Source organism: Fulvimarina fulva (assembly GCF_039652615.1).
Taxonomy (GTDB): Bacteria; Pseudomonadota; Alphaproteobacteria; order Rhizobiales; family Rhizobiaceae; genus Fulvimarina.
The window spans coordinates 82,993-107,224 of sequence record NZ_JBDJAC010000002.1 but is presented as its reverse complement, the minus strand read 5'-3'; the positions used below and the strand labels follow the sequence as shown (position 1 = coordinate 107,224).

Annotated in this window: 21 protein-coding genes; 16 read left to right on the top strand and 5 right to left on the bottom strand. The window is 60.2% G+C overall.

Annotated elements, in window-relative coordinates; all coding sequences use genetic code 11:
- The first annotated feature begins 37 nt into the window (after positions 1–37).
- The 14 genes from nuoI to dnaE all read left to right on the top strand — a co-directional run bounded on the left by nuoI (position 38) and on the right by dnaE (position 17,683).
- Complete coding sequence (gene nuoI, locus ABDX79_RS04070; protein ID WP_346218985.1) at positions 38–529, top strand: NADH-quinone oxidoreductase subunit NuoI; 492 nt, start codon at positions 38–40, stop codon at positions 527–529.
- 97 nt (positions 530–626) lie between these two features.
- Positions 627–1,244, top strand: coding sequence for an NADH-quinone oxidoreductase subunit J (locus tag ABDX79_RS04065; RefSeq protein WP_346218984.1), 618 nt, complete (start codon positions 627–629; stop codon positions 1,242–1,244).
- 27 nt (positions 1,245–1,271) lie between these two features.
- Positions 1,272–1,580, top strand: a complete 309-nt coding sequence (gene nuoK, locus ABDX79_RS04060) for an NADH-quinone oxidoreductase subunit NuoK (protein WP_346218983.1) — start codon at positions 1,272–1,274, stop codon at positions 1,578–1,580.
- 7 nt (positions 1,581–1,587) lie between these two features.
- Positions 1,588–3,597: an NADH-quinone oxidoreductase subunit L gene (nuoL, locus tag ABDX79_RS04055; RefSeq protein ID WP_346218982.1), complete on the top strand. Its 2,010-nt coding sequence runs from the start codon at positions 1,588–1,590 to the stop codon at positions 3,595–3,597.
- Positions 3,597–5,105 carry an NADH-quinone oxidoreductase subunit M gene (locus ABDX79_RS04050; protein ID WP_346218981.1) on the top strand — a complete coding sequence of 503 codons (1,509 nt, stop codon included), beginning with the start codon at positions 3,597–3,599 and terminating at the stop codon, positions 5,103–5,105. The genes nuoL and ABDX79_RS04050 overlap by 1 nt, the downstream gene beginning before the upstream one ends.
- A gap of 16 nt (positions 5,106–5,121) precedes the next feature.
- Positions 5,122–6,564 carry an NADH-quinone oxidoreductase subunit NuoN gene (nuoN, locus tag ABDX79_RS04045; RefSeq protein ID WP_463671117.1) on the top strand — a complete coding sequence of 481 codons (1,443 nt, stop codon included), beginning with the start codon at positions 5,122–5,124 and terminating at the stop codon, positions 6,562–6,564.
- A complete protein-coding gene (locus tag ABDX79_RS04040; RefSeq protein WP_346218979.1) occupies positions 6,561–7,313 on the top strand; it encodes a biotin--[acetyl-CoA-carboxylase] ligase in 753 nt (250 codons plus the stop codon). The genes nuoN and ABDX79_RS04040 overlap by 4 nt, the downstream gene beginning before the upstream one ends.
- 195 nt (positions 7,314–7,508) lie before the next feature.
- Positions 7,509–9,158, top strand: coding sequence for a ribonuclease J (locus tag ABDX79_RS04035; protein ID WP_346219274.1), 1,650 nt, complete (start codon positions 7,509–7,511; stop codon positions 9,156–9,158).
- Positions 9,159–9,168: 10 nt separating this feature from the next.
- The gene (gene mce / locus ABDX79_RS04030; protein WP_346218978.1) at positions 9,169–9,573 is read left to right on the top strand and encodes a methylmalonyl-CoA epimerase; all 405 of its coding nucleotides are present in this window, start codon (positions 9,169–9,171) and stop codon (positions 9,571–9,573) included.
- A gap of 128 nt (positions 9,574–9,701) precedes the next feature.
- Entirely contained in the window at positions 9,702–9,971 is a 270-nt protein-coding gene (locus ABDX79_RS04025) for a DUF1467 family protein (RefSeq protein ID WP_346218977.1), read from the top strand.
- 504 nt (positions 9,972–10,475) lie between these two features.
- Positions 10,476–11,798 carry a proline--tRNA ligase gene (gene proS / locus ABDX79_RS04020; RefSeq protein WP_346218976.1) on the top strand — a complete coding sequence of 441 codons (1,323 nt, stop codon included), beginning with the start codon at positions 10,476–10,478 and terminating at the stop codon, positions 11,796–11,798.
- Positions 11,795–13,102 carry a lipoprotein-releasing ABC transporter permease subunit gene (locus ABDX79_RS04015; protein WP_346218975.1) on the top strand — a complete coding sequence of 436 codons (1,308 nt, stop codon included), beginning with the start codon at positions 11,795–11,797 and terminating at the stop codon, positions 13,100–13,102. The genes proS and ABDX79_RS04015 overlap by 4 nt, the downstream gene beginning before the upstream one ends.
- On the top strand, positions 13,099–13,782 hold the full coding sequence (locus tag ABDX79_RS04010; RefSeq protein ID WP_346218974.1) for an ABC transporter ATP-binding protein: 684 nt from the start codon (positions 13,099–13,101) through the stop codon (positions 13,780–13,782). Before ABDX79_RS04015 ends, ABDX79_RS04010 begins: the two co-directional genes overlap by 4 nt.
- A gap of 445 nt (positions 13,783–14,227) precedes the next feature.
- On the top strand, positions 14,228–17,683 hold the full coding sequence (dnaE, locus tag ABDX79_RS04005; protein ID WP_346218973.1) for a DNA polymerase III subunit alpha: 3,456 nt from the start codon (positions 14,228–14,230) through the stop codon (positions 17,681–17,683).
- 145 nt (positions 17,684–17,828) lie between these two features.
- On the opposite strand, the gene ABDX79_RS04000 is transcribed toward dnaE, so the two are convergent.
- From ABDX79_RS04000 to ABDX79_RS03990, 3 genes are read right to left on the bottom strand one after another with little or no spacing between them, the layout of a single operon-like run.
- On the bottom strand, positions 17,829–19,133 hold the full coding sequence (locus ABDX79_RS04000; RefSeq protein ID WP_346218972.1) for a DNA polymerase IV: 1,305 nt from the start codon (positions 19,131–19,133) through the stop codon (positions 17,829–17,831).
- Positions 19,130–19,828, bottom strand: coding sequence for a hypothetical protein (locus tag ABDX79_RS03995; protein WP_346218971.1), 699 nt, complete (start codon positions 19,826–19,828; stop codon positions 19,130–19,132). The genes ABDX79_RS04000 and ABDX79_RS03995 overlap by 4 nt, the downstream gene beginning before the upstream one ends.
- On the bottom strand, positions 19,825–20,127 hold the full coding sequence (locus tag ABDX79_RS03990) for a DUF3572 domain-containing protein (protein WP_346218970.1): 303 nt from the start codon (positions 20,125–20,127) through the stop codon (positions 19,825–19,827). The genes ABDX79_RS03995 and ABDX79_RS03990 overlap by 4 nt, the downstream gene beginning before the upstream one ends.
- Positions 20,128–20,252: 125 nt before the next feature.
- Here ABDX79_RS03990 and ABDX79_RS03985 point away from each other — a divergent pair, with 125 nt between their 5' ends.
- Both ABDX79_RS03985 and ABDX79_RS03980 read left to right on the top strand, forming a co-directional pair.
- A complete protein-coding gene (locus tag ABDX79_RS03985; protein ID WP_346218969.1) occupies positions 20,253–20,624 on the top strand; it encodes a response regulator in 372 nt (123 codons plus the stop codon).
- An 11-nt stretch (positions 20,625–20,635) separates the two neighbouring features.
- A complete protein-coding gene (locus ABDX79_RS03980; RefSeq protein ID WP_346218968.1) occupies positions 20,636–22,000 on the top strand; it encodes a PleD family two-component system response regulator in 1,365 nt (454 codons plus the stop codon).
- Between the two features lie 924 nt (positions 22,001–22,924).
- Here ABDX79_RS03980 and rpmG read toward each other — a convergent pair.
- Together rpmG and rpoH are read right to left on the bottom strand one after the other, a co-directional pair.
- Positions 22,925–23,092: a 50S ribosomal protein L33 gene (gene rpmG / locus ABDX79_RS03975; RefSeq protein ID WP_346218967.1), complete on the bottom strand. Its 168-nt coding sequence runs from the start codon at positions 23,090–23,092 to the stop codon at positions 22,925–22,927.
- A gap of 208 nt (positions 23,093–23,300) precedes the next feature.
- Complete coding sequence (gene rpoH, locus ABDX79_RS03970) at positions 23,301–24,215, bottom strand: RNA polymerase sigma factor RpoH (RefSeq protein ID WP_346218966.1); 915 nt, start codon at positions 24,213–24,215, stop codon at positions 23,301–23,303.
- Positions 24,216–24,232 lie beyond the last annotated feature (17 nt).

Below are 24,232 nucleotides of genomic sequence, written 5' to 3'. Positions count from 1 at the left end.
TCGGAGCCCTAGGGTTCAAACTTCTTGGAGGTCAATTTTGACCGCAATCGCACAAACGGTTCGATCGCTCTTTCTCGTCGAGTTCGTCCAGGCCTTCGGCCTCGCGCTCCGCTACTTCTTCGCACCCAAGGCGACGATCAACTATCCGTTCGAGAAGGGGCCCGTCTCTCCGCGTTTTCGCGGCGAGCATGCGCTTCGCCGATATCCGAACGGTCAGGAGCGCTGCATTGCCTGTAAGCTCTGCGAGGCGATATGCCCTGCCCAGGCCATCACGATCGAGGCTGGCCCGCGCCAGAACGATGGAACCCGCCGCACCGTCCGCTACGACATCGACATGGTGAAGTGCATCTATTGCGGCTTCTGCCAGGAAGCCTGTCCGGTGGACGCCATCGTCGAAGGTCCGAATTTCGAGTTCGCCACGGAAACCCGTGAGGAACTGTACTACGACAAGCAGAAATTGCTCGCGAACGGCGATCGCTGGGAGCGGGAAATCGCGCGCAACATTGCGCTCGATGCGCCATACAGGTAAGCCGGGCCCGAACCGGCGAACGGTGACATACGCAGCGGTTCGGCAGGGTTTGTCGAGGTTCGTAAGGACCCCGCGAGAACGACTATAGGGAGCTTCGATGCTCGGTCTGCAGGCATTCTTTTTCTACATATTCGCCTTCATCGCTGTCGGCAGCGCCCTGATGGTCGTCCTCTCAAAGAATCCGGTTCACTCCGTGCTTTTCCTGATTCTGACCTTCGTCGCATCGGCGGGCCTGTTCTTGCTTGCGGGGGCGGAATTCCTCGCGCTGATTCTCATCGTCGTCTATGTGGGCGCGGTGGCGATCCTCTTCCTGTTCGTCGTGATGATGCTCGATCTCGACATTGGTCAGCTCAAGTCTCGCGCCGTCCAGTATGCGCCATTCGGCGCGATCATCGCCGTCCTTCTTCTGGCAGAACTCATCATCGCGGGATCGGGTTCGGTGAGTGATCCGACGATGGCGACCCAGACGACGCTGCCGATGGTGGAAGCGGGCGGCGCCTCGAACATCGAAGCGCTCGGAAACGTGCTTTACACCCGGTACATCCTGTTCTTTCAGCTTGCCGGTTTGATCCTCTTTGTCGCAATGGTCGGTGCGATCGTTCTGACGCTTCGCCACAAGGAGAAGGTGCGTCGCCAGTCGATACCGGATCAGGTCGCGCGCAATCCTTCGACGGCGATCGAGGTCAAGAAGGTCGAGAGCGGGCGCGGAATTTAATGACGAACGAGCGAGGGGCTTGAGAACATGGAAGTCGGTCTCAGCCAATACTTGACCGTCGCGGCGATCCTATTCGTGATCGGCGTCTTCGGCATTTTCATGAACCGGAAGAATATCATCACGATCCTGATGTCGGTCGAGCTGATCCTGCTCGCGGTGAATATCAATTTCATCGCCTTTTCGGCCTTCCTGAACGATCTCGCGGGGCAGGTCTTCGCCCTCTTCGTTCTTACGGTGGCGGCGGCAGAGGCCGCGATTGGCCTCGCGATCCTTGTGGTCTTCTTCCGAAATCGCGGCTCGATTGCCGTCGACGACGTCAACACGATGAAAGGCTGATCGAAACGTGTATCAGATCATCGTCCTTCTCCCGCTCGCCGGCTTTCTGATAGCCGGTTTCGCAGGCAATATGATCGGCGCGAAAGCGTCGGAATACATTACGTCGGGCTTTCTGGTCGTCGCGGCGGTTCTGTCCTGGATCGCTTTCCTGACCTTCAGCGGCGAAGACCCAGCGTCGCCGATCAACCTTCTGCACTGGATGCAGTCAGGCAGTCTCGATGTTTCCTGGGCGCTCAAGATCGACCGGCTGACGCTGGTGATGCTGATCGTGGTGAATTCGGTGTCGGCGCTCGTCCACATCTATTCCATCGGCTATATGCATCACGATCCGCACCGGCCGCGGTTCTTCGCCTATCTGTCGCTCTTCACCTTCGCCATGCTCATGCTGGTGACAGCTGATAACCTCGTCCAGATGTTCTTCGGCTGGGAGGGCGTGGGTCTCGCCTCCTATCTGCTGATCGGCTTCTGGTATAAAAAGCCGTCGGCCAATGCGGCGGCGATGAAGGCCTTCGTAGTCAACCGCGTCGGCGACTTCGGCTTCGTTCTTGGCATCTTTGGCGTCTTCGTTCTGTTCGGCTCTGTCAATCTCGACACGATCTTCGCAGGCGCGGCCGACCTTGCGGCCACTATGGGTTCGCATGGCGGAGAGGCGGCGGCTGAAGCCGCTGGCCACGGCGCTGCGGCGACCGGCGACGTCGTTCTGAACTTCGCAGGCTATGCGTTGACCATGGGCGGCGCCATCACCTGCGTCTGCCTCCTTCTCTTCGTCGGTGCCATGGGCAAGTCGGCCCAGCTCGGCCTTCACACCTGGCTGCCGGACGCGATGGAAGGTCCGACACCGGTTTCGGCTCTCATCCATGCCGCGACGATGGTCACTGCGGGCGTCTTCATGCTGGCGCGTATGTCGCCGCTCTTCGAATTGAGCCCGACCGCACTGACCTTCGTGACGTTCATCGGAGCGACGACCGCGCTCTTCGCCGCATCGATTGGTCTTGTTCAGAACGATATCAAGCGGGTGATCGCCTATTCGACCTGTTCGCAGCTCGGCTACATGTTCGTCGCGCTGGGCATGGGTGCCTATTCGGTGGCGATCTTCCACCTCTTCACGCACGCGTTCTTCAAGGCACTTCTGTTCCTCTGCGCAGGCTCGGTGATCCATGCGGTTTCCGACGAGCAGGACATGCGGCGCATGGGTGGCCTGAGGAAGCGCATTCCTGTCACTTACTGGATGATGGTGATCGGCACGTTGGCGATCACGGGCTTCCCGTTCACCGCCGGCTATTATTCGAAGGACGCGATCATCGAAGCGGCCTATGCGGGTCACAATGCCTTCGCGGGCTACGCCTGGGGCATGACGGTCATCGCTGCGCTTCTCACCAGTTTCTATTCCTGGCGTCTGATCTTCTTGACGTTCCACGGTAAGCCTCGTGCGGCTGCAGACGTGATGCATCATGTCCATGAATCGCCGAAGGTGATGCTAATCCCGCTCATGCTGCTCGCCGTGGGTGCGGCTCTCTGGGGAATTCTCTTTCACAGCGAGTTCATCGGGGATGACTACGTCGAGTTCTGGCAATCGGCGTTGTATACGGGTCCAGAGAATCACATTCTCCACGCCCTGCACGAGACACCGTTCTGGATCGCCATTCAGCCGACGATCATGATGGCCATCGGCTTCATTCTCGCCTACGCCTTCTACATCCGCAAACCGCAGCTGGCGAAAGACACCGCTAAACGGCATCGGGGCCTCTATAACTTCCTGCTGAACAAGTGGTACTTCGACGAGCTCTACAACTTCCTCTTCGTGCGGCCCGCGCAGGTTGTCGGTCGTTTTCTCTGGAAGACGGGGGACGGGAAGATCATCGACGGCTTCGGGCCGGACGGGGTTTCAGCAAGGGTGCTTGACGTGACCGGCTGGGTGGTTCGGTTGCAGAGCGGTTATCTTTATCATTATGCCTTCGCGATGCTGATCGGTGTTGCCGCGTTGGTCACCTGGACGATGCTCGGGGGAGCAAATTGATGACCGATTGGCCGATCCTTTCGACCGTCACGTTCCTGCCGCTCGTCGGTACGATTCTGATCCTTTTCATCAAGGACGATAACGAGCTCGCGCGGCGGAATGTGAGGAACGTCGCTCTCTACACGACGATCTTCACGCTGATCGTTTCGTTGTGGCTCCTGGTGGATTTCGACTCGTCGGATGCGGGCTTCCAGTTCGTCGAGAAGGCCGAGTGGCTCGGTCCCAGCCTGAACTATGAGGTGGGCATCGACGGCATTTCGCTGCTCTTCGTCCTTTTGACGACGATCCTGATGCCGTTCTGTATCCTGGCCTCCTGGGAGGCGATCACGGATCGGGTGAAGGCCTATATGATCTGTTTTCTCGTGCTCGAGACGATGGTCATCGGTGTCTTCGCCTCGCTCGATCTCGTGTTGTTCTACATCTTCTTCGAAGGTGCCCTCATTCCGTTGTATTTCGTCATCGGTATCTGGGGCCATCACCGTCGTGTCTACGCGTCGATGAAGCTGTTTCTCTACACGTTCCTCGGCTCGGTGTTCATGCTGCTGTCGATCATGGCGATGTACTGGACCGCTGGCACGACAAGCGTTCCGATTCTTCTCGACTACGATTTCCCGCCCGCGATGGAGACATGGCTCTTCCTCGGTTTCTTCGCCGCTTTCGCCGTGAAGATGCCGATGTGGCCGGTCCATACCTGGTTGCCAGATGCGCATGTTGAGGCGCCGACCGCAGCCTCCGGCGTTCTGGCCGGCGTTCTTCTGAAGCTTGGTGGCTTCGGCATCCTGCGCTACAGCCTGCCGATGTTTCCGGAAGCATCGCATGCTTTTGCGCCCCTGATCTTCGCGCTGTCGGTAATCGCGATCGTCTATGCCTCGCTCGTGGCGCTGATGCAGACGGACATGAAGAAGCTCGTTGCCTACTCCTCCGTTGCGCATATGGGCTTCGTGACGATGGGCATGTTCACCGGCACGGTCGAGGGTGTCGAGGGCGCGATGTTCCTGATGCTCTCTCACGGCATCGTCTCCGCCGCGCTGTTCTTCTGCGTCGGTGCCATCTACGATCGGACCCACACGCGTGAGATCGCCGCTTACGGCGGTATCGTGAACGTGATGCCGAAATTCGCCGTCGTGTTCATGATCTTCACAATGGCCAATGTGGGTCTACCCGGCACGTCGGGGTTCATCGGCGAGTTCCTGACGCTGATCGGTGCGTTTCAGGCCAACACCTGGGTGGCCATCTTGGCCGCGCTCGGCCTCATTCTTTCGGCCGCCTATGCGCTCTGGCTCTATCGCCGTGCGATTTTCGGACCGCTGGAGAAGGAGAGCCTGAGGCATCTGACCGATCTGTCGCGGCGTGAGAAATGCGTCCTCTACCCGTTGGTCGTTCTCACGATCTTCTTCGGCATCTATCCGATGCCAATCTTCGAGTTGACGTCGGCGCCCGTTCAGACCCTCGTCTCCCGCTATGTGACGTCGCTGGAATCTGCCGGCATCGTCCTGCATCAGCACTAACGCGAAGGACCAAGTAATTATGGTTCCGGATCTTTCCGCGAGTCTTTCCATCGTCGGGCCCGAGTTCATTCTGGCCATCGGTGCGATGATCCTTCTGATGGTCGGTGTCTTCAAAGGCGGGAACAGCGCGCAACTGGTCACGTCTCTGTCCGTTGCCCTCCTGATTATTGCCGCGCTCTGGTTGATTTTCGTGGCGCCCCAGGGTGTCGCATTCGGTGGTTCGATCGTCAGCGACAGTTTTTCAGCCTTTATGAAGGTCCTGGTGCTGATCGGTTCGGCGGCGGCGATCGTGATGTCCGCTGGTTATGCCGAGAGCGAGCGTTTCAATCGCTTCGAGTTTCCGGTTCTGATCGTTCTTTCCACGCTGGGCATGCTCGTCATGGTGTCGGCGGGTGATCTGATCACGCTTTATCTCGGTCTCGAACTTCAGTCGCTTGCCATTTATGTCCTCGCTGCGATCAACCGGGACAGTGTTCGCTCGACCGAAGCCGGCCTCAAATATTTCGTTCTGGGTGCATTGTCCTCGGGCATGCTGCTCTATGGCGCGTCGATGATCTACGGTTTTACCGGCCAGATCGAGCTCAGCGCGATTGCCCAGACATTGACCGAAGGCGATCGCTCCCTCGGACTGCTTGTCGGACTTGTCTTCCTGCTTGCCGGTCTCGCCTTCAAGATTTCCGCCGTGCCGTTCCATATGTGGACGCCCGACGTCTACGAAGGTGCGCCGACTCCAATCACGGCGCTTCTGGCGGGCGCTCCGAAAATCGCAGCCATGGCGCTGCTCGTACGCTTCGTCATGGATGGCTTTTTGCCGGTCGCCGTCGACTGGCAGCAGGTCATTGTCTTTATCTCGATCGCCTCGATGGTGTTTGGTGCCTTCGCGGCTATCGGGCAGAGGAACATCAAGCGACTGATGGCCTATTCCTCGATCGGGCATATGGGCTACGCATTGGTGGGTCTTGCGGCCGCCAATATGGAGGGCGTTCGCGGCGTCGCGCTCTACATGGCGATCTATCTTGCAACGACGCTCGGCACCTTCGCCGTCATTTTGGCCATGCGCCGGGACGACGGCCCGACGGAGCAGATCGACGATCTCGCCGGACTGTCGAGAACGAACCCGGTGATGGCGACCTTCCTGTCGATCATGATGCTGTCGCTCGCCGGACTGCCGCCGCTGGCTGGGTTCTTCGCCAAATATTTCGTTTTCATGGCCGCGATCGAGGCGAAGCTCTATGGGCTTGCCATCATCGGCGTTCTCGCGAGTGTGGTGGGCCTCTTCTACTATCTGCGCATCGTGAAGCTCATGTGGTTCGACGAAGAGGTGAAGCCGTTCCTGCCCGCGCCGTTCGAGCTCAAGCTCGTTCTCTGGGTTTCCGGTCTCTTCGTGTTCCCGGTCTATCTTCTGGTCGGTGCACCTGTCTTCGCGGCTGCCGGTGAAGCTGCGCAGTCGTTCTTTTGATCGAACTGCGGGCCGGCTCCATGGGATATCGCCGGCTTGCATTTGCGGACGTTTCTTCGACCAATACGCTGGCTCTCGAGGCGGCGCGATCAGGCGACCAAGGTAATCTCTGGGTGACCGGCGAGCGTCAGCTGGAGGGCCGGGGCCGGATGGGCCGGAAGTGGGTCTCCGAAGCCGGCAATCTCTATGCGAGTTGGCTCGGCATCGATGTCGCGCCGCAAGCCGAACTTGGCAAGTTACCCTTTGTTGCGTCCGTCGCCATCCGCGATGCCGTCGCGCGATTTGTCGAACCACCGGCAGAGACGCAGACGAAGTGGCCGAACGATATTCTCGTCGATGGCAAGAAGCTTGTCGGTATCCTGCTGGAGGCAAGTCGGCTCGCCGACGGGCGTCATGTCCTCATTCTAGGCTGTGGTATCAATATCGCGCACAAGCCAGATGATGCGCCCTATGGTGTGACATCGCTGAGGGACGAGGGCTTCCGCGGCACCATCGAAACGGTTTTCGAGGCTCTGGCGGACGAATGGTCTCGCCAGCTCAAGCGATTTGACGCAGGCTCGAACTTCGCGGACATTCGCAACGATTGGCTCAGTCATTGTGTCGGCCTTGGAAAACCCTGCACGGTCCGGCTTCCCGACAAAACGCTGGCCGGGTCCTTCGAGACGCTCGACCGCGATGGACGTTTGATCCTCGCTCTCGCGAATGGCACGAAGAAACCTATATCGGCTGGAGACGTATTCTTTGCCTGAGCGCTCTCTTCGGATCGAAGCGCCGGCCTGACCATGAGAGACAAGCGGTCTTTACCGACCGGCGGGCGACATACTGAGATCTTTCGCGACACGCATGAACGTGGCGCGGTGAACGAACGAAAATGAAGAGAGAAACGAGCCCGGCGCCGATATCGCGCCGTGCCGAACGCATGGAAGTATGACAGCTTGACACAAATGGTATTCGTGCCGCTTGGCGGCATTGGCGAGATCGGAATGAACCTCGCCCTTTATGGCTATGGTCCGGAGCATGATCGCGAATGGATCATGGTCGATTGCGGCATTTCCTTCGCAGGGCCGGACATGCCTGGCGTGGACCTCGTCTTTCCAGACATTCGGTTCATCGAGGAACATGTGAAGGCGCTCAAGGGCATCGTCATCACCCATGCCCACGAGGATCACTATGGCGCGCTCCTGGATCTCTGGCCGCGTTTGAAGTCTCCCGTTTATGCCACGGCGTTCACCGCCGGCTTGCTTGCGGCAAAGCGCGAGGGAGAGCCCGGTGCGCCGAAGATCCCCGTCGAAGTCTTCAAGGCGGGCGATCGCTTCAGGATCGGGCCGTTCGAAATCGAAGCGATCAACGTCACGCATTCGATTCCGGATCCGGTTGCGCTCGCGATCCGGACGGAGGCCGGAACGGTGTTGCACACCGGCGACTGGAAGATCGACGCGACCCCGGTTCTTGGCGAGCCGACCGACGAGAAGCGCCTTCGTGAAATCGGCGACGAGGGCGTGATGACCCTTGTCTGCGACTCGACCAACGCCATGCGCGAGGGTGAGAGCCCAAGCGAATCCGAAGTGGCGGCATCCCTCACCAAGATCATCATGGGTGCGAAAGCGCGGGTGGCGGTGACGACCTTTTCGTCGAATGTCGGCCGGATCCGGTCCGTCGCGCGCGCCGCGACCGATGCCGGGCGTCAGGTCCTGCTCATGGGACGATCCATGCGGCGGACGATCGATGTCGCCCGCGAGGCCGGCTACATGGATGATGTGCCGGAATTCCTGAGCGAGCAGGATTTCGGACATATTCCGCGCGACAAGGTGGTGATCATTCTCACCGGAAGTCAGGGTGAATCCCGTGCGGCGCTCGCGCGGCTCTCGCGAGACGAGCATCCAAGCGTTGCGCTTTCGAAGGACGACCTGGTGATTTTTTCATCGCGCGCGATTCCCGGCAACGAGAAGCCGATCATCGAGATCAAGAACGCGTTTCTCGAGCGCGGCGTGAAGATCATGGAGGACGGCGACGGTCTCGTTCACGTTTCCGGCCATCCACGCAGGAGCGAATTGCGGAAGATGTACGAGTGGGTCCGGCCCCGGACCGCGATCCCGGCCCATGGCGAGCCGGCCCACCTTGCTGCCCATGCCGAGTTGGCGCGGGAAATGGGTGTCAAGCATGTCGTCGAGGCGCGGAACGGCCATCTGGTGCAGTTATCGCCGGGCAACGGCGCGGTGATCGACGAGGTTCCGTTCGGTCGCCTCTACAAGGACGGCCATCTTCTGGGTACGGCCGAGGACATGGGCATCATCGAGCGGCGACGCTTGTCCTTCGTGGGACAGGTTTCGGTGCTGATCGAACTCGACGCCAAGCGCAATCTGAAAGACGACCCCGATCTCGTTTCGATCGGTTTGCCGATCGAGGACGAGGACGGCGAGGATCTGGAAGACTTGCTGGTGGATGCGGCGGCCGGTGCCGTCGAAAGCATCCCCAACGCCCGCCGCAAGGACCCGAGCCTCGTGCGTGAAGCGGTTCGTCGGGCCGTGCGGAACGCCTCCCAGGAAATCTGGGGCAAGAAGCCGATGACCACCGTCTTCATCTCAATGGACTGACGTTAGAGCGATGCTTGGACGCCTCAATCATGTCGCGCTCGCCGTACCGGATCTTGCTGCTGCAAGCGCGCGCTATCGAGACGCTCTCGGTGCCAAGGTCTCGCAACCGCAAGCGCTGCCGGAACATGGCGTCATGGTCGTCTTCGTCGAGCTGGACAATACGAAGATCGAGCTTCTTGAGCCTTTGGGCGAGGATTCGCCCATCGCCGCCTTTCTCGCCAAGAACCCGAAAGGCGGCATGCACCATGTCTGCTACGAGACGAAGGACGTGCGTGCGGCACGCGACCAGTTAATGGCCGCAGGTGCCCGCGTTCTCGGCGATGGCGAGCCGAAGATAGGAGCCCATGGCAAGCCGGTCATCTTCCTTCATCCCTCCGATCTGTTCGGCACGTTGACCGAACTGGAAGAGGTCTGAAACGACCAGAGCATGATGCCGACACACTCTATAAGTTTTCGGTATCGAAACACGCGAACGACAGGTGCGTAGAGCGGACGATCTCTTCCGGATTGGCGCGATGCACTGTCACCACGAGGAGCTGACTCATGGGATGGGTCTCGGGACTCGCGATCTTCTTCATCATCTGGTGGACGGCGCTCTTTGCCGTCCTGCCCTTCGGCAACCGTATTCCGGAAGACGAGGAGCAGCTGCTCGGCACCCAGGAAGAGACGCCGACCAATCCGCAGATGATGAAGAAGGCGGGAATCACGACGGTCGTCGCGGTGATCGTGTTCGCGCTCTTTTACCTGGTGACGGAGATCATCGGATTCAGCTTCTCCGATTTCCCGCAGATCATCCCCACGCCATCCAGCTGATTTCTTCGCGCGCCGTACAGGAAAGTGACGAAAAATCCTTATCGTTCTGGAATTTAGGCCGGCAAAACAGGGCAAAAAAAATGCAGGGCCGAAGCCCTGCATTTGAAAAATTGCGTGTCTGGATCTCACTCCATTCCGTCAGGATGGGGCTGCGGATGATCCGCGCCGGAGATCTCGTCCTCCCGAGACTAGACCGCTCAGTCCGGTTTTCTTGACGAAACCGTGACAACGAGCGGGACGATAAGCAACTCTTCACGCGTTGTCACGTAAATTTTAAAGTGAGTGATCTTTTAAGCAACGCGGCGTTTTGCACTTCTGATGTGCAGTGAAAGCATCTTGCGATGCAGTATTTAAATCATGGATGTTGTGTTATTTGCTTGGGGGATGACGCCACGGCCCCTGCCAAGGAAATGGCGCTTCCCATATCGGTTGCGAACCGGTAAACGCCGGATCTGCCTGGACACGAGCTCCGGCTCAACCCCGCCGAACTGACGGTTTAATCATATGCGATTGTCGCGCTATTTCCTGCCGATCCTCAAGGAAACGCCCAGAGAAGCAGAGATCATCTCGCACCAGCTCATGCTGCGCGCGGGAATGATCCGCCAGCAGGCGGCTGGGCTCTATACCTTCCTGCCGCTGGGTCTGAAGGTGTTGAACAAGGTTTGCAACATCATCCGCGAGGAACAGAACCGCGCCGGAGCCAACGAGCTTCTCATGCCGACGATCCAGTCGGCCGACCTGTGGCGTGAGTCCGGTCGGTATGACGCCTATGGCGAGGAGATGCTCCGCATCACCGATCGGCACAAGCGGGATCTCCTCTACGGGCCGACCAATGAGGAGGTGGTGACCGACATCTTTCGCACCTATGTCCGGTCCTACAAGAGCCTGCCCCTCAATCTCTACCACATTCAGTGGAAGTTCCGGGACGAGGTTCGTCCGCGCTTCGGCGTGATGCGCGGCCGCGAGTTCCTGATGAAGGATGCCTATTCCTTCGATCTCGACCTCGAGAGCGCGCAGGTCGCCTATCACCGGATGTTCGTGTCCTATCTGCGGACCTTCGACCGCTGCGGGCTTCAGGCGATCCCCATGCGCGCCGACACCGGGCCGATCGGCGGCAATCTCAGCCATGAATTCATCATCCTGGCCTCGACCGGCGAGAGCGAGGTGTTCTGTCACCGCGATTATCTCGACATGGAAATCCCCTCCGAAGCGATTGACTTCGACGACGGAGAACAGCTGGCCTCGATCGTCCGGAAATGGACGACGCCCTATGCCGCGACCGACGAAATGCACGACGAGGCTGCCTGGAACGCGGTTCCGGCGGAGAACCAGCTCAACGCCCGCGGCATCGAGGTCGGCCATATCTTCTATTTCGGAACGAAATATTCCGAAGCGATGAACGCGGTCGTGACAGGCCCTGACGGCAAGGATGTGCCGGTGCATATGGGCTCTTACGGCATCGGGCCGAGCCGGCTCGTCGCCGCCGCCATCGAAGCGTTCCACGACGATGCCGGCATCATCTGGCCGCGTGCGATCTCGCCCTTCGATGTCGGCCTCATCAACATGAAGCCGGGCGATGCCGAGTGCGACGCGGCTTGCGAAAAGCTCTATGCAGAGATGACCCAGGCCGGGATCGACGTCCTTTATGACGACCAGGAAGGCCGGGCGGGCGGCAAATTCGCGACGATGGATCTGATCGGACTGCCGACCCAGGTCATTATCGGTCCACGCGGCGCCAAGAGCGGCGAGGCCGAGGTCAAGGACCGCGCAAGCGGCGCGCGCGAGAGCATTCCGATGGAACAGGTTATCGCCAGGGTGAAGGCTTGAATACGACGACGGCCGACAACGCCAAAACGAAGACGAGCGACAAGGACGGCGCCTCGCCGTTTTCCCGGTTCGAATGGCTGCTCGCCGGCCGTTATCTGCGCTCGCGCAAGCGCGAGGCGGGCGTTTCGGTGATCGCCGGCTTCTCTTTCGTCGGGATCATGCTGGGCGTTGCCGCGCTCATCATCGTCATGTCGGTGATGAACGGGTTTCGAACGGAGCTTCTGACCCGCATTCTCGGCGTCAATGGCCATGTCATCGTGATGCCGATCGATCGCCCGCTGACCGATTACGACGCGGTTGCCAAGCGGATCGATCAGGTGCCGGGTGTGGCCTATTCCATGCCGCTGGTGCAGGGGCAGATTCTGGCCCAGGGCATGGGAACGTCCTCGTCCGGCGCGCTGGTAAAGGGTGTGTCCGGCGCATCGCTTCGGAACCTGAAGACGGTCTCCGACAACATCAAGCAAGGCTCGATCGAGAACTTCGACGATGGAGACGGGGTTGCGATCGGCGCGCGGCTTGCCGAACGCCTCGGATTGCGGATCGACGACCTGATTACGCTCATCTCGCCCAATGGCGACGTGACGCCGCTGGGCACGACACCGCGCGTCAAATCCTATCCGGTCGAGGCGATCTTCGAGATCGGGCTTTCCGAATATGACGCGGCCTATGTCTATATGCCGCTTTCCGAAGCGCAGCTCTATTTCAATTCGGAAGGCGAGACCCAGTCGGTCGAGGTTTTCGTCGACGATCCCGACAATGTCGCCAAGCTCCAGCCCGCCATCGAGGCCGCAGCAGACAGACCGGTCTATTCGGTGACGTGGCAAAGCCAGAACCAGTCCTTCTTTTCCGCGCTTCAGGTCGAGCGGAACGTGATGTTCATCATTCTCACGCTCATCGTCCTCGTCGCCGCCCTCAACATCATTTCCGGCCTTTTCATGCTGGTGAAGGGCAAGGGGCGCGATATCGCGATCCTGCGGACCATGGGCGCGACACGCGGCTCGATCATGCGCATCTTCTTCATCACCGGCGCTTCCATCGGCGTTTCAGGAACGATCGCCGGGTTCATCATCGGGCTGCTCTTCTGCCTTAATATCGAGAGCATCCGTGAGTTCTTCTCCTGGCTTTCCGGTGTCGATCTCTTCAACTCGGAAATCTACTTCCTGAGCGAGCTTCCGGCCGAAGTTCAGGTGTCCGAAGTGGTGCTCGTCGTTCTGATGGCGATCGGCTTGTCCTTCCTCGCAACGATCCTGCCGTCCTGGCAGGCATCGCGGCTCGATCCGGTCGAGGCTTTGAGATACGAATGACCTCTGCCCTTGAGCTGAAAAATGTCGGACGAAGCTTCGTCCAGGGCGAGAACGAACTCGTCGTCCTGAAGAACGCCGATCTGAAGATCGTATCCGGTGAGATGGTGGCTCTCGTTTCGCCGTCGGGCTCCGGTAAATCGACCCTTCTCCAGATCGCCGGACTTTTGGAAAAGCCGAACGAAGGCGAGGTGATCGTCGGCTCGCGGGACTGTTCGAGGATGGAGGACAAGGCGCGCACGGGGATGCGCCGGCGTTCGATCGGCTTCGTCTACCAGTTTCACCATCTCCTGCCCGAGCTTTCGGCGCTGGAGAACGTGATGATCCCGCAGCTGATCCTCGGACGCTCCCGTAGCGACGCCATCGCGCGGGCAAGAACGCTTCTCGATCATATGCGGATTTCCGCCCGAGCCGATCATCGACCCGCAGAACTGTCGGGCGGCGAACAGCAGCGCGTTGCGATCGCCCGGGCCGTCGCGAACGAACCGCAGGTACTCCTCGCTGACGAGCCCACCGGCAATCTCGACCCGTCGACGTCGGATCACGTGTTTCAGTCCCTGACGGAGATCGTTCGCGAGTCAGGATTGGCGTCGCTGATCGCGACTCACAATCACGAACTCGCCGGGCGGATGGATCGCATCGTGACCCTCGATAATGGGCAGGTCGTCGCGAAGACGGTCTGAGCCCGCGCCCGCTGTTCGCGGCGCTGATCGATATTTCCCTTTTGCCTCAAAGCCTTGCGGCGGCGCCTTCCGGGCGCCGCGCAATCGTGCGCGATTTGCGTTGACAAAAAGAACAAAACAGGAACAAATACACCCATTGCTGTTGGAAACGGGAGAACGAACATGATCGGATTGACCAAGGATCTGGCCTCGCTTTTGGCTATTGCCGGTTTTGTCTGCTCTCTGATGATGATCGCATCGGGCGTTTGATCCCCGTGGGCGTCGTCAACTGGGGCTTTGATGATCCGTCGGCGACCCGATCGGCATTGATCGAGCGGCCGGAAATCTGTGGACGCGATGCGGCACCGGTTTAAACGCAGCCGTGTCGCAAGTATCTGACAAGGGGTGCGATGTTACCGCAATCGGTGCCCGTTCCCCGGACCTGATGAAGAACCGAAGGTGAGTGATGACCGAGACCCCGGACCGCCTGACATTCATTCATCTGCGCAGCCACAGCGCGTTTTCGCTTCTTGAAGGCGCTCTCAAGCTGGATCAGATCATCAAGTTCGCCGTGGGTGACGGGGCACCCGCTGTCGGTATCGCCGACACGAACAATCTTTTCGGCGCGCTGGAATTCTCGGAGAAGGCGGCCAAGGCCGGGCTTCAACCCATCATCGGCTGCCAGCTGGATGTGGACTTCGAAGACGGCGAGAACGACCGCGAACGCGCCTCGCTTTCACCGGCGCCCATGGTTCTGATCGCCGCATCACAGATCGGCTATGCCAATCTCGTCGAGCTCGTGTCCAAAGCCTATCTCGGTCACGAAGCCAATGCCCGTCCCCATGTGAAGGCCTCCTGGCTGAACGATCTGGCCGAAGGCATCATTGCGCTGACCGGGGGACCCTCCGGTCCGATCGGCCTTGCAATCGGTGCGGATCGCATGCCGGTCGCAGAGGCGCGCCTCGAGCGGCTGAAAGCGGTCTATGGTGATCGGCTCTATGTCGAGTTGCAGCGCCAAGAGGGTTACAGCCGGCGGATCGAGGCCGGTACGCTCGAACTTGCCTATGGCCACGATCTCCCGATCGTTGCGACCAACGAGCCCTTTTTCTATTGCCCGGATGATTACGACGCCCATGACGCACTTCTCGCTGTCGCATCGAACCGTCTGGTCAGCCACGAAGACCGTCGGCGGCTCTCGCGCGATCACTGCCTGAAGACCCAGCAGGAGATGGCGGCGCTGTTCGCCGATCTGCCCGAGGCGATCGAGAACACGATCGAGGTCGCAAAGCGCTGCAGCTTCCGGCCAAAGGTGAGGGGACCCATCCTGCCGCGCTTTGCCGGGGCCGATGCCGATCCCGCTGAAGCGGAAAAGGCGGAAGCTGCCGAACTGCGCCGTCAGGCCTTCGAGGGGCTCGACAAGCGGATCGAGAAGCTCGGCATCGCGGATGGGCACACGGTCGAAGAATACAAGGAACGCCTCGACTTCGAGCTGACGATTATCGAACGGATGCAGTTTCCCGGCTACTTCCTGATCGTTGCCGACTTCATCAAATGGGCGAAGGATCAGGGCATCCCGGTCGGGCCGGGCCGTGGCTCGGGCGCGGGGTCGCTCGTCGCCTATGCACTGACGATTACCGACCTCGATCCCTTGCGGTTCTCGCTGCTTTTCGAACGCTTCCTCAATCCCGAGCGTGTCTCGATGCCGGATTTCGACATCGATTTCTGCCAGGATCGGCGCGAAGAGGTGATCCGCTATGTTCAGGAAAAATACGGCCGCGAGCAGGTCGGGCAGATCATTACCTTCGGAACCTTGCAGGCGCGCGCGGTTCTGCGCGACGTCGGACGTGTGCTGGAAATGTCCTACGGGCACGTGGACAAGCTCTGCAAGCTGGTTCCGGCCAATCCAGCCAATCCGGTCACGCTCGCGCAGGCCCTCGAAGAAGAACCGCGCCTGAAGGAGGCGCGCGAGCAGGAGGAGATCGTCGATCGGCTGATCTCGATCGCGCTCAAGCTCGAGGGGCTCTATCGCCACGCCTCGACCCACGCGGCGGGTATCGTCATCGGCGATCGTCCGCTCCACAAGCTGGTCCCGATGTATCGAGACCCGCGCTCGGACATGCCGGTGACCCAGTTCAACATGAAGTGGGTCGAGCCGGCCGGGCTCGTCAAATTCGATTTTCTTGGGCTGAAGACGCTCACGACACTCCAGACGGCGGTGTCGTTCGTTGAGCGCAACAAACAGACGAAGATCGATCTGTCGGCGATCCCGCTCGATGACAAGTTGACCTATGACATGCTCACGCGCGGCGAGACGGTCGGCGTGTTCCAGCTGGAATCGGTCGGCATGCGCAAGGCGCTGATCGGCATGCGGCCCGACGTCTTCGAGGATATCATCGCGCTCGTGGCGCTTTATCGTCCGGGCCCAATGGAGAATATCCCGACCTACAACGCCCGAAAGCATGGCGAGGAAGAACCGGACTTCATCCACGACAAGATCGCGCCGATCCTGAAGGAGACCCAGGGCGTCATCATCTATCAGGAGCAGGTGATGCAGATTGCCCAGGTCTTGTCCGGCTATTCGCTGGGCGAGGCCGACATGCTCCGCCGCGCGATGGGCAAGAAGATCCGCGCGGAGATGGACAAGCAGCGGGTTCGCTTCGTCGATGGCGCGGTCGAGCGCGGCGTCGAAAAGAAGCAGGCGGACATGATCTTCGACCTGCTCGCAAAGTTCGCCAATTACGGCTTCAACAAGTCTCACGCGGCGGCCTATGCGCTGGTCGCCTACCAGACGGCCTATCTGAAGGCGAATTATCCCGCCGAGTTCCTGGCCGCCTCGATGACGCTCGATGCCGGCAACACCGAAAAGCTCAACGAATTTCGCCTCGATGCCCGCCGGCTCGGGATTGAGGTCATCCCGCCGTCGATCCAGACATCATTCCGCAAGTTTGAGGTGTCCGGAAACAAGATCTTCTATGCGCTTGCGGCGATCAAGGGCGTCGGAGAGCATGCGGTCGACCACATCGTTGAAAAACGCGGCGACAAATCTTTCAAATCGCTGGAAGATTTCTGCGGTCGCATCGATCCGAAGATCATCAACAAGCGCACGTTCGAATTTCTGATCGCGGCGGGCGCGTTCGACTGTTTCGGTCACGAGCGCGCGGTGCTCATGAGCAATGTGGAGCGGATGATGGGTTATGCCGCGCGCATTGCCGAGAGCCGCGCATCCGGACAGGCCGATATCTTCGGTGCCTTGTCCTCCGAGCCCGAGCCGTTGCGTCTTGGTCCGGCACCGCTCTGGACCTCTTCGGAAAAGCTGCTGCGCGAATTTCAGGCGATCGGTTTTCACCTTTCGGCCCATCCGCTGGATGAATACCGCGCGACCCTGAAGCGGCTTCGCGTCCAGTCTCACACCGATGCGGTGGCCGCCGTGAAGCGCGGGGCGAGCGCCGTGCGGCTCGCCGGTACGGTGACGAGCCGGCAGGAGCGCAAGACCCGTTCGGGCGGCAAGATCGGCATCATCCAGATGTCGGATGCGAGCGCGCAATACGAGGTGGTGCTGTTTTCGGAATCGCTCTACGCCTTCCGGGACATCATGGAGCCGGGGGCGTCGGTTATCGTGACGGCGCAGGCTGAGGAGCGCCCCGAGGGCGTCTCCTTCCGGGCGAACAATGTGCAGTCGCTCGAGGATGAGGCGGTGCGCATGCAAAAGGCGCTTCGCATTTTCCTGCGGGATGAAAACCCGATCAATGCGTTCCAGAGCCATCTTCAGCCGAACGGCGACAGCGAGGTCTCGATCGTGCTCCTGCGCGATGATGGCGGACGCGAGGTCGAAATCAGGCTTGCGGACAAATATCGCGTCTCGCCGCAGATCGCGAGCGCCATCAAGGCGGCGCAAGGGGTTGTCGACGTCGAGCTTGTGTGAAGCAGCGTTCGGCTGTTTCCGCTGGTATTATATCGACAGGCCTTTGAAACCAACGGATTCATAAGGCCGTCTGGAGGCCGAGCGGCGCCTGAGCCATTCGTCGGACGAGAATTGACCTTCCGGTCAATTCATGTGTCCGTCGGTATCAGCTGCGATGGGAGCCGGATTTGGGGGCGGGGGCGCCATAGGTGAAGCCGGTCTCGATCGCCTTCTGGCCGAAGCGGTTGCGCAATGCATCGAGGGCGGCCTCGGCCTTCGCTCGCTTTTGAAAGCCCGGATCGACGAGGTCGTCCGGATCGGCTGAGGAAGCGGGCGCAAAGCCCGAACACCCGATACCGATCAGCCGAAAGCGCGTTCCGTCGAGTTCGTGCTCCAGAAGCGATCGGCCTGCTGCGAAGATGCGGTCGGCAAGGCGCGTCGGGTCCTGCAATTTGCGCTGCCGTGTGCGCAGTTTGAAATCGCTGGTTTTGAGTTTGAGCGTAACGCCGGTGGCGGCAAGGTCGGACGCCTTCAGCCGGGTCGACACTTTTTCGCTCAAGCGTCGCAGCAAGGGGAGAAGTTCGTCTGCCCGGTAAAGATCGCTGTTGAAGGTCGTCTCGGCCGAGATGCTCTTTGCCTCTCTTTCCGGTTCGACAGGCCGCTCGTCTATCCCGTGGGCAAGCTTCGACAGCCGCAGGCCCATGGCCCCGTAGCGCCGGATGAAGTCCGTGTCCTCCATATCCTGCAGCTGCGAAATCATGGTGAGACCGTCGGCTTTCAGTTTCGCGGTCATGGCATCGCCCACGCCCCAGATCGCCGAGATCGGGCGTGCGCGCAGGAAATCGCGTGTCTCGGCCCGGCCAATGACGGAAAACCCGCGCGGCTTTTCGAGGTCCGACGCCATTTTCGCCAGGAACTTGTTGTGCGAAAGGCCGATCGACACGCTGACGCCGATTTCCCGCTCGACCCGGTCGGCGAGCTTGACGAGGGTCACGGCGGAGGGCTCGCCGTGCAGACGCTCGGTGCCGGACAGGTCCATGAAGGCTTCGTCGATGGAGACCGGCTGCACGAGGGGCGTCAGGTCGCGCATCATCTGCCGGACCTCGCGGCCGACGCCAGCGTATTTTTCCATGTTCGGCCGAACGACGACGGCGTCCGGGCAGAGCTTCAGCGCCTTGAACATGGGCATTGCCGAGCGCACGCCGCGGATCCGCGCGATATAGCAGGCCGTTGTCACGACGCCGCGCGTGTTGCCGCCGACGATGACCGGCTTGTTGGCAAGGCTCGGATCGTCCCGCTTTTCGATGCTCGCGTAGAAGGCATCGCAGTCGAGATGCGCGAGACCGAGCTGGCCGAGCTCAGGATGGGCGGCGATTCGTGGGCTCCCGCAGGCAGAGCAGCGTCTTTGACCGGCATCGCCGACCGTATGGCAATCGCGGCAGATGCTGATCCGGGCGGCGGGGAGCGTCATCCCCGGCCGTCCACGGAAATCTCATCGTTTTGGGCAGCGCCGCTCGCCTTGCCCAGAATGGCCTCGATGTGATCAGCGGCATCGGCCCAATCGGTCGCGGAATAGACGCCTTTCGGAAGCGGCGGAAGATGCGGGCGAAAGCCGTGATGGGCCATGAGCTGCACGAGATGGGCGCGCGGAACGCTGCGCTGGACCGTTTGCAGATTGGGGACCAGATCGTCGACGAAGACGATGGGTCCTCGCCAGCGTTCGCCAAGTTCGCTCACGACGCCGCCCTTGGAACGCTCCGTCGCGATCATCGGATAGGCGAGCCCTGCCGCGTCGAGCGTGCGTCTGCGCTCATCGTAGAAGCGCGGCTCCATGGCCGTCAGAAAGACGATATCGGCACTGGGGGTCAGACGATCCAGTGCCTCGCGGCTTCCGGCTACCGGGGGCTGGCGGGTGGCCTGCTCGGCGTAAAGGATCTGCATGAACCCGTCGAGTTCGCCGCCACTCAAGGCAGCGCCAGTCGAAAGCGATCGCGCATTGCCAGTCAGCTTGTAGCTCTCGAAGTGGAGGCGCGCGCCGTGCTCGGCAAGAAGGCTTTCGAACGGGCCGATGAATTCGAGGATCACTTCGTCGATATCGAGGACGAGGAGAGCATCCTGCGTTTGCGCAAGATCGGCGATGGGGATACCGCGTGTCTGAGGTTTCATGGGTGATCCCAGCCATGGGGCGTTGCGCCAGGCAGCCGGTGGGAAGCGGCGGCGACCGTTTGCGGCGCATGTCCGCTCTGATCGGAAAAAGCCATCAGGGTCGGCTCGTGCGCAAGGATGAAGTCGAGGACGCCGGCCAGAAATCCGGGCTCCGAAGCGGCTGCACGCATCTCACTGGCGGTCAGGCCGGTGATCCCGCAAAAGCGCATGAAAAGGTCTTCGTCGGATGCGATGAACGACAAGCCGTCGATGGCAATCGCCTCCGGATTCGCAGTGTCGGTCGAGTCGCGGCCAGCCAAAGATTAACCTCCTGTTATCGTTAATGAATGGAGAGGTTTAGATTCCCAATTCTTCAACGAAATGCGACTAATGATTTAACGCGATAGCGAACATTCGGCCATAGGTCGAGGCAGGAGATACCCCTATGGCGAAAACCGTGATGATCGTTGAGGACAACGAACTCAACATGAAGCTTTTTCGCGATCTCATCGAAGCTTATGGATACGAGACGATCCAGACCCGAAGTGGTCTGAACGCGGTCGATCTCGCTCGCGAGCACCGCCCGGACCTCATCCTGATGGACATTCAACTGCCAGAGATCTCAGGCCTCGACGTGACGCGGCAGCTGAAGGCCGATCCCGAGCTGCAGCGGATACCCGTTATCGCGGTGACGGCCTTCGCCATGAAGGGCGATGAGGAGCGCATTCGCGAAGGCGGTTGCGAGGCCTATATATCGAAGCCCATCTCCGTGCCCAAGTTTATCGAGACGATAAGATCGTTTCTCGGTGAGGGCTAGAAGGAACCACGATGAGCGGACGAATCCTGATCGTCGACGACAACGAGATCAATCTCAAGCTGCTCGAAGCGCGTCTGGCTGCTGAATATTTCGATGTCGTTCAAGCGACGAGCGGTGAGGAGGCGCTTGCGATTTGCCGCTCCCAGTCGCTCGATCTCGTTCTCAGCGACGTCATGATGCCTGGAATGGATGGCTACGAGCTGTGCCGTATCCTGAAGGCCGATCCGCGCACCACGCATCTTCCGCTCGTTCTGATCACGGCGCTCGATCAGCATTCCGACCGCGTTCGTGGGCTCGAAGCCGGCGCCGACGACTTCCTGACCAAGCCGGTCCGCGACCTGCCGCTGTTCTCACGCGTGCGGAGCCTGACCCGCCTGAAGCAGATGACCGACGAGCTTCGCCGGCGCGCCGAGACGGCAAGCGATATCCTCATCGATTCGGAATTCGGCTCGAAGGATGTCGTGGATCTGCCGGACATCATCGTGACGGGCGAGGATGCCCGCCAGTCGGCGCGGATAGCCCGCAGCCTGCGGACGATCGGCACAGTTCGCGAGTTTTCCGACTACGAGACGGCCTACCAGGCCATTCAGGAGGGCAGGGCGGTGCTCTCGGTCGTCGATCTCGTGGCCGGCAACAAGACCGAACCGATGCGGTTTCTGGCCCGGTGTCGCGCCAGCGAAAAATCCCGCGGATTGCCCATCATTGCGGTCACCGCTTCCGACGACGACGACACGGCCGCAAAAGCGCTCGAACTCGGTGCGTATGACTATGTTCAGCGGCCGGTCGACGGAAACGAACTCGTCGCGCGTGCCCGAACCCAGCTCGCCCGCTACCGCTACGAAGAAACCTTGCGGATGACGCTGGAGCGGACCCTGGAACTCGCCGTCATCGACGGACTGACGGGGCTGCACAACCGGCGCTTCCTCAATGCCCATATGATCCGCGCCGTTGCTGCTGCGGAGGCGCGGCAGGGCACGTTTTCGCTGATCATGGCCGATATCGATCACTTCAAGAAGATCAACGATACCTATGGTCACGACGACGGAGACATGGTGTTGCGCGAGTTCGCGCATCGTCTCGAGGCCAGCATGCGGGCGAGCGATCTACCGTGCCGGGTCGGCGGAGAGGAATTCGCGGTGCTTCTGCCCAATGCCGACGAGCGCACGGCCGCCATTACCGCAGAGCGCTTGCGAGCCTCGATCGATGCAACGCCGTTCACGATCTCCGGCTCGCGAGACCTTTCGGTCACTGTCAGCGTCGGCGTTGCGGTCTTTCCGGCAAGCGGACGCGACGGACCGACACTGATGCGTGCTGCCGACGCAGCGCTCTACCGTGCGAAAACCGCAGGGCGCAATCAGATTGCCATCGCAGCGTAACATATCGCCGTTAGGGTCTTAACTGGAATAAACTTCAGGCTTAGCCGAGGCAAAAGAGGGCTCGCGCATGGCGGTGTCAGTTTTGTCGGTTTCGAGGAAACCCGCCTGGCCGATGCCGATTTCGCAGGTCATGGAATTTGCGCGAAACGTTAACTACGTCGGAATGTAACAGCTTCAATTGCGACGAATTGCGTTGCAAACGACTCATATATCGGCCACGTTCGACGTGAGGGTAGCAACGCAGATCTGCACACAGACAAGCGTTTCGGTTACCCCATGGAATGCTCAGGTCCGCCGCATCTCCTGGGTCCCGTGGGGCGGTCGGTCAGCCTTGCTCGTATACGGTGTCCTCGTGCCGTTGAGCAGGCTGGCCGGCCACTTTTTTGCTTATCTCCACAATCCAGCAATCAAACAGCCGAACACGTGACAATCTATCCGGCGCTCTATGCCGGGGACGATCTCAAAGCCCCAAGCTGCGCAGACACGTTTTAAAATCCGTTATCGCGAAGCGATCGAACGGATTTCGTGTGAATTGAGACGCAGTTCACGCCTCGTCCGGCAAACGACTCAGACGCCCCGTGACAGCGATTGTGCAATGACGGCGATGGACCCAACAGTTCGCCGGTCATCGTACCTTGCGAACGAGACGGCGGTCCGCTGTCTAGGCCGGCTGCAGATCGAGCACCCGATCGGCAGAGACGAGCCTTTGAAATCAGTGGCCAGACTTTCGCTTTCAGCTGTCTAAGCACAAAAAAAACGCCGCCCCGATGAGAGCGGCGTTTCGTAACTTTCGTTCAACCATCGCCTGGAGTGTAAGCCCGTCACACGGAAATCACAGCCCGATCGGGGCTTTCGCATTCCGGATGACACCGAAAAGCCTTGAAGCTTCGTGGTGCCACACTCTCCGGCTACCGGAAAACGGTATTACTTGATCTTCGCTTCGCGGAAATCGACGTGCTTGCGCGCGATAGGATCGTACTTCCGCTTCACCATCTTGTCCGTCATGGTGCGGCTGTTCTTGCGCGTCACATAGAAAAAGCCGGTATCGGCCGTCGAGAGCAGCTTGATCTTGATCGTGGTCGCCTTGGCCATCGTATCTTCCGTTGTTCTGCAATGCCTCAAAACCGCTTGGCACAAACCAATCGCGGGGAAGGCGGGTGTTTATCTGGAGATCACGTCAGCCGCGCACCGATTAAAACCGTGGCGCAAACGCGATGCCGCCGACGCACGAGGCATCGGCGGATTTGCGCGCGACAATACTCACGCGCCGTTTCAAGTCAAGAGCGATCCGACTTCGCGATCATGCGGTCGCGCCGCCTTCGACGGGGCGCAAGGCCTGTTGGTCGGCGACGACGTTCTCCTGCACGGCCTTCTGGACCTTCTCGAACGCGCGAACCTCGATCTGGCGCACGCGCTCGCGACTGATGTCGAATTCGCCGGAAAGCGCCTCGAGCGTGATCGGATCTTCGGAAAGGCGGCGTGCCTCGAAGATTCGCCTCTCGCGATCGTTGAGGATTCCCATCGCGCGCTGCAGCATACCACGGCGCTGATCCAGTTCGTCCTGTTGAGCGAGAACGTCCTCCTGGGATTCGCCCTCGTCCACGAGCCAGTCCTGCCATTCACCCGACTCGCCTTCCGTCGCGCGCAGGGGCGAGTTCAGGGAGGCATCGCCCGACAGGCGACGGTTCATGGAGATCACCTCTTCGTCGGAGACGCCGAGCTGGGTTGCGATCTGCTTGACCTGATCCGGGTTGAGGTCGCCGTCCTCGAGCGCCTGGATACGGCTCTTCATCTTGCGCAGATTGAAGAACAGGCGCTTCTGGTTGGCCGTAGTGCCCATCTTCACAAGGCTCCAGGACCGCAGGATGTATTCCTGGATCGATGCCTTGATCCACCACATGGCATAGGTCGCGAGACGGAAACCGCGCTCGGGATCGAAACGCTTGACGGCCTGCATCAGGCCGACATTGCCCTCCGAGACCACTTCGCCGATCGGCAGGCCGTAGCCGCGATAGCCCATGGCGATCTTCGCAACGAGCCGGAGATGGCTCGTGACGAGCTTGTGGGCCGCGTTGCGGTCGTCGTGCTCGGCGTAACGCTTGGCGAGCATGTATTCTTCATCTGGCTGCAACATCGGAAAGCGGCGGATCTCTTCGAGATATCGATTGAGACCGCCTTCTCCAGAAGCAATGCTAGGCAAATTCATCTGGGCCATAATAGTCCCTCCATCCT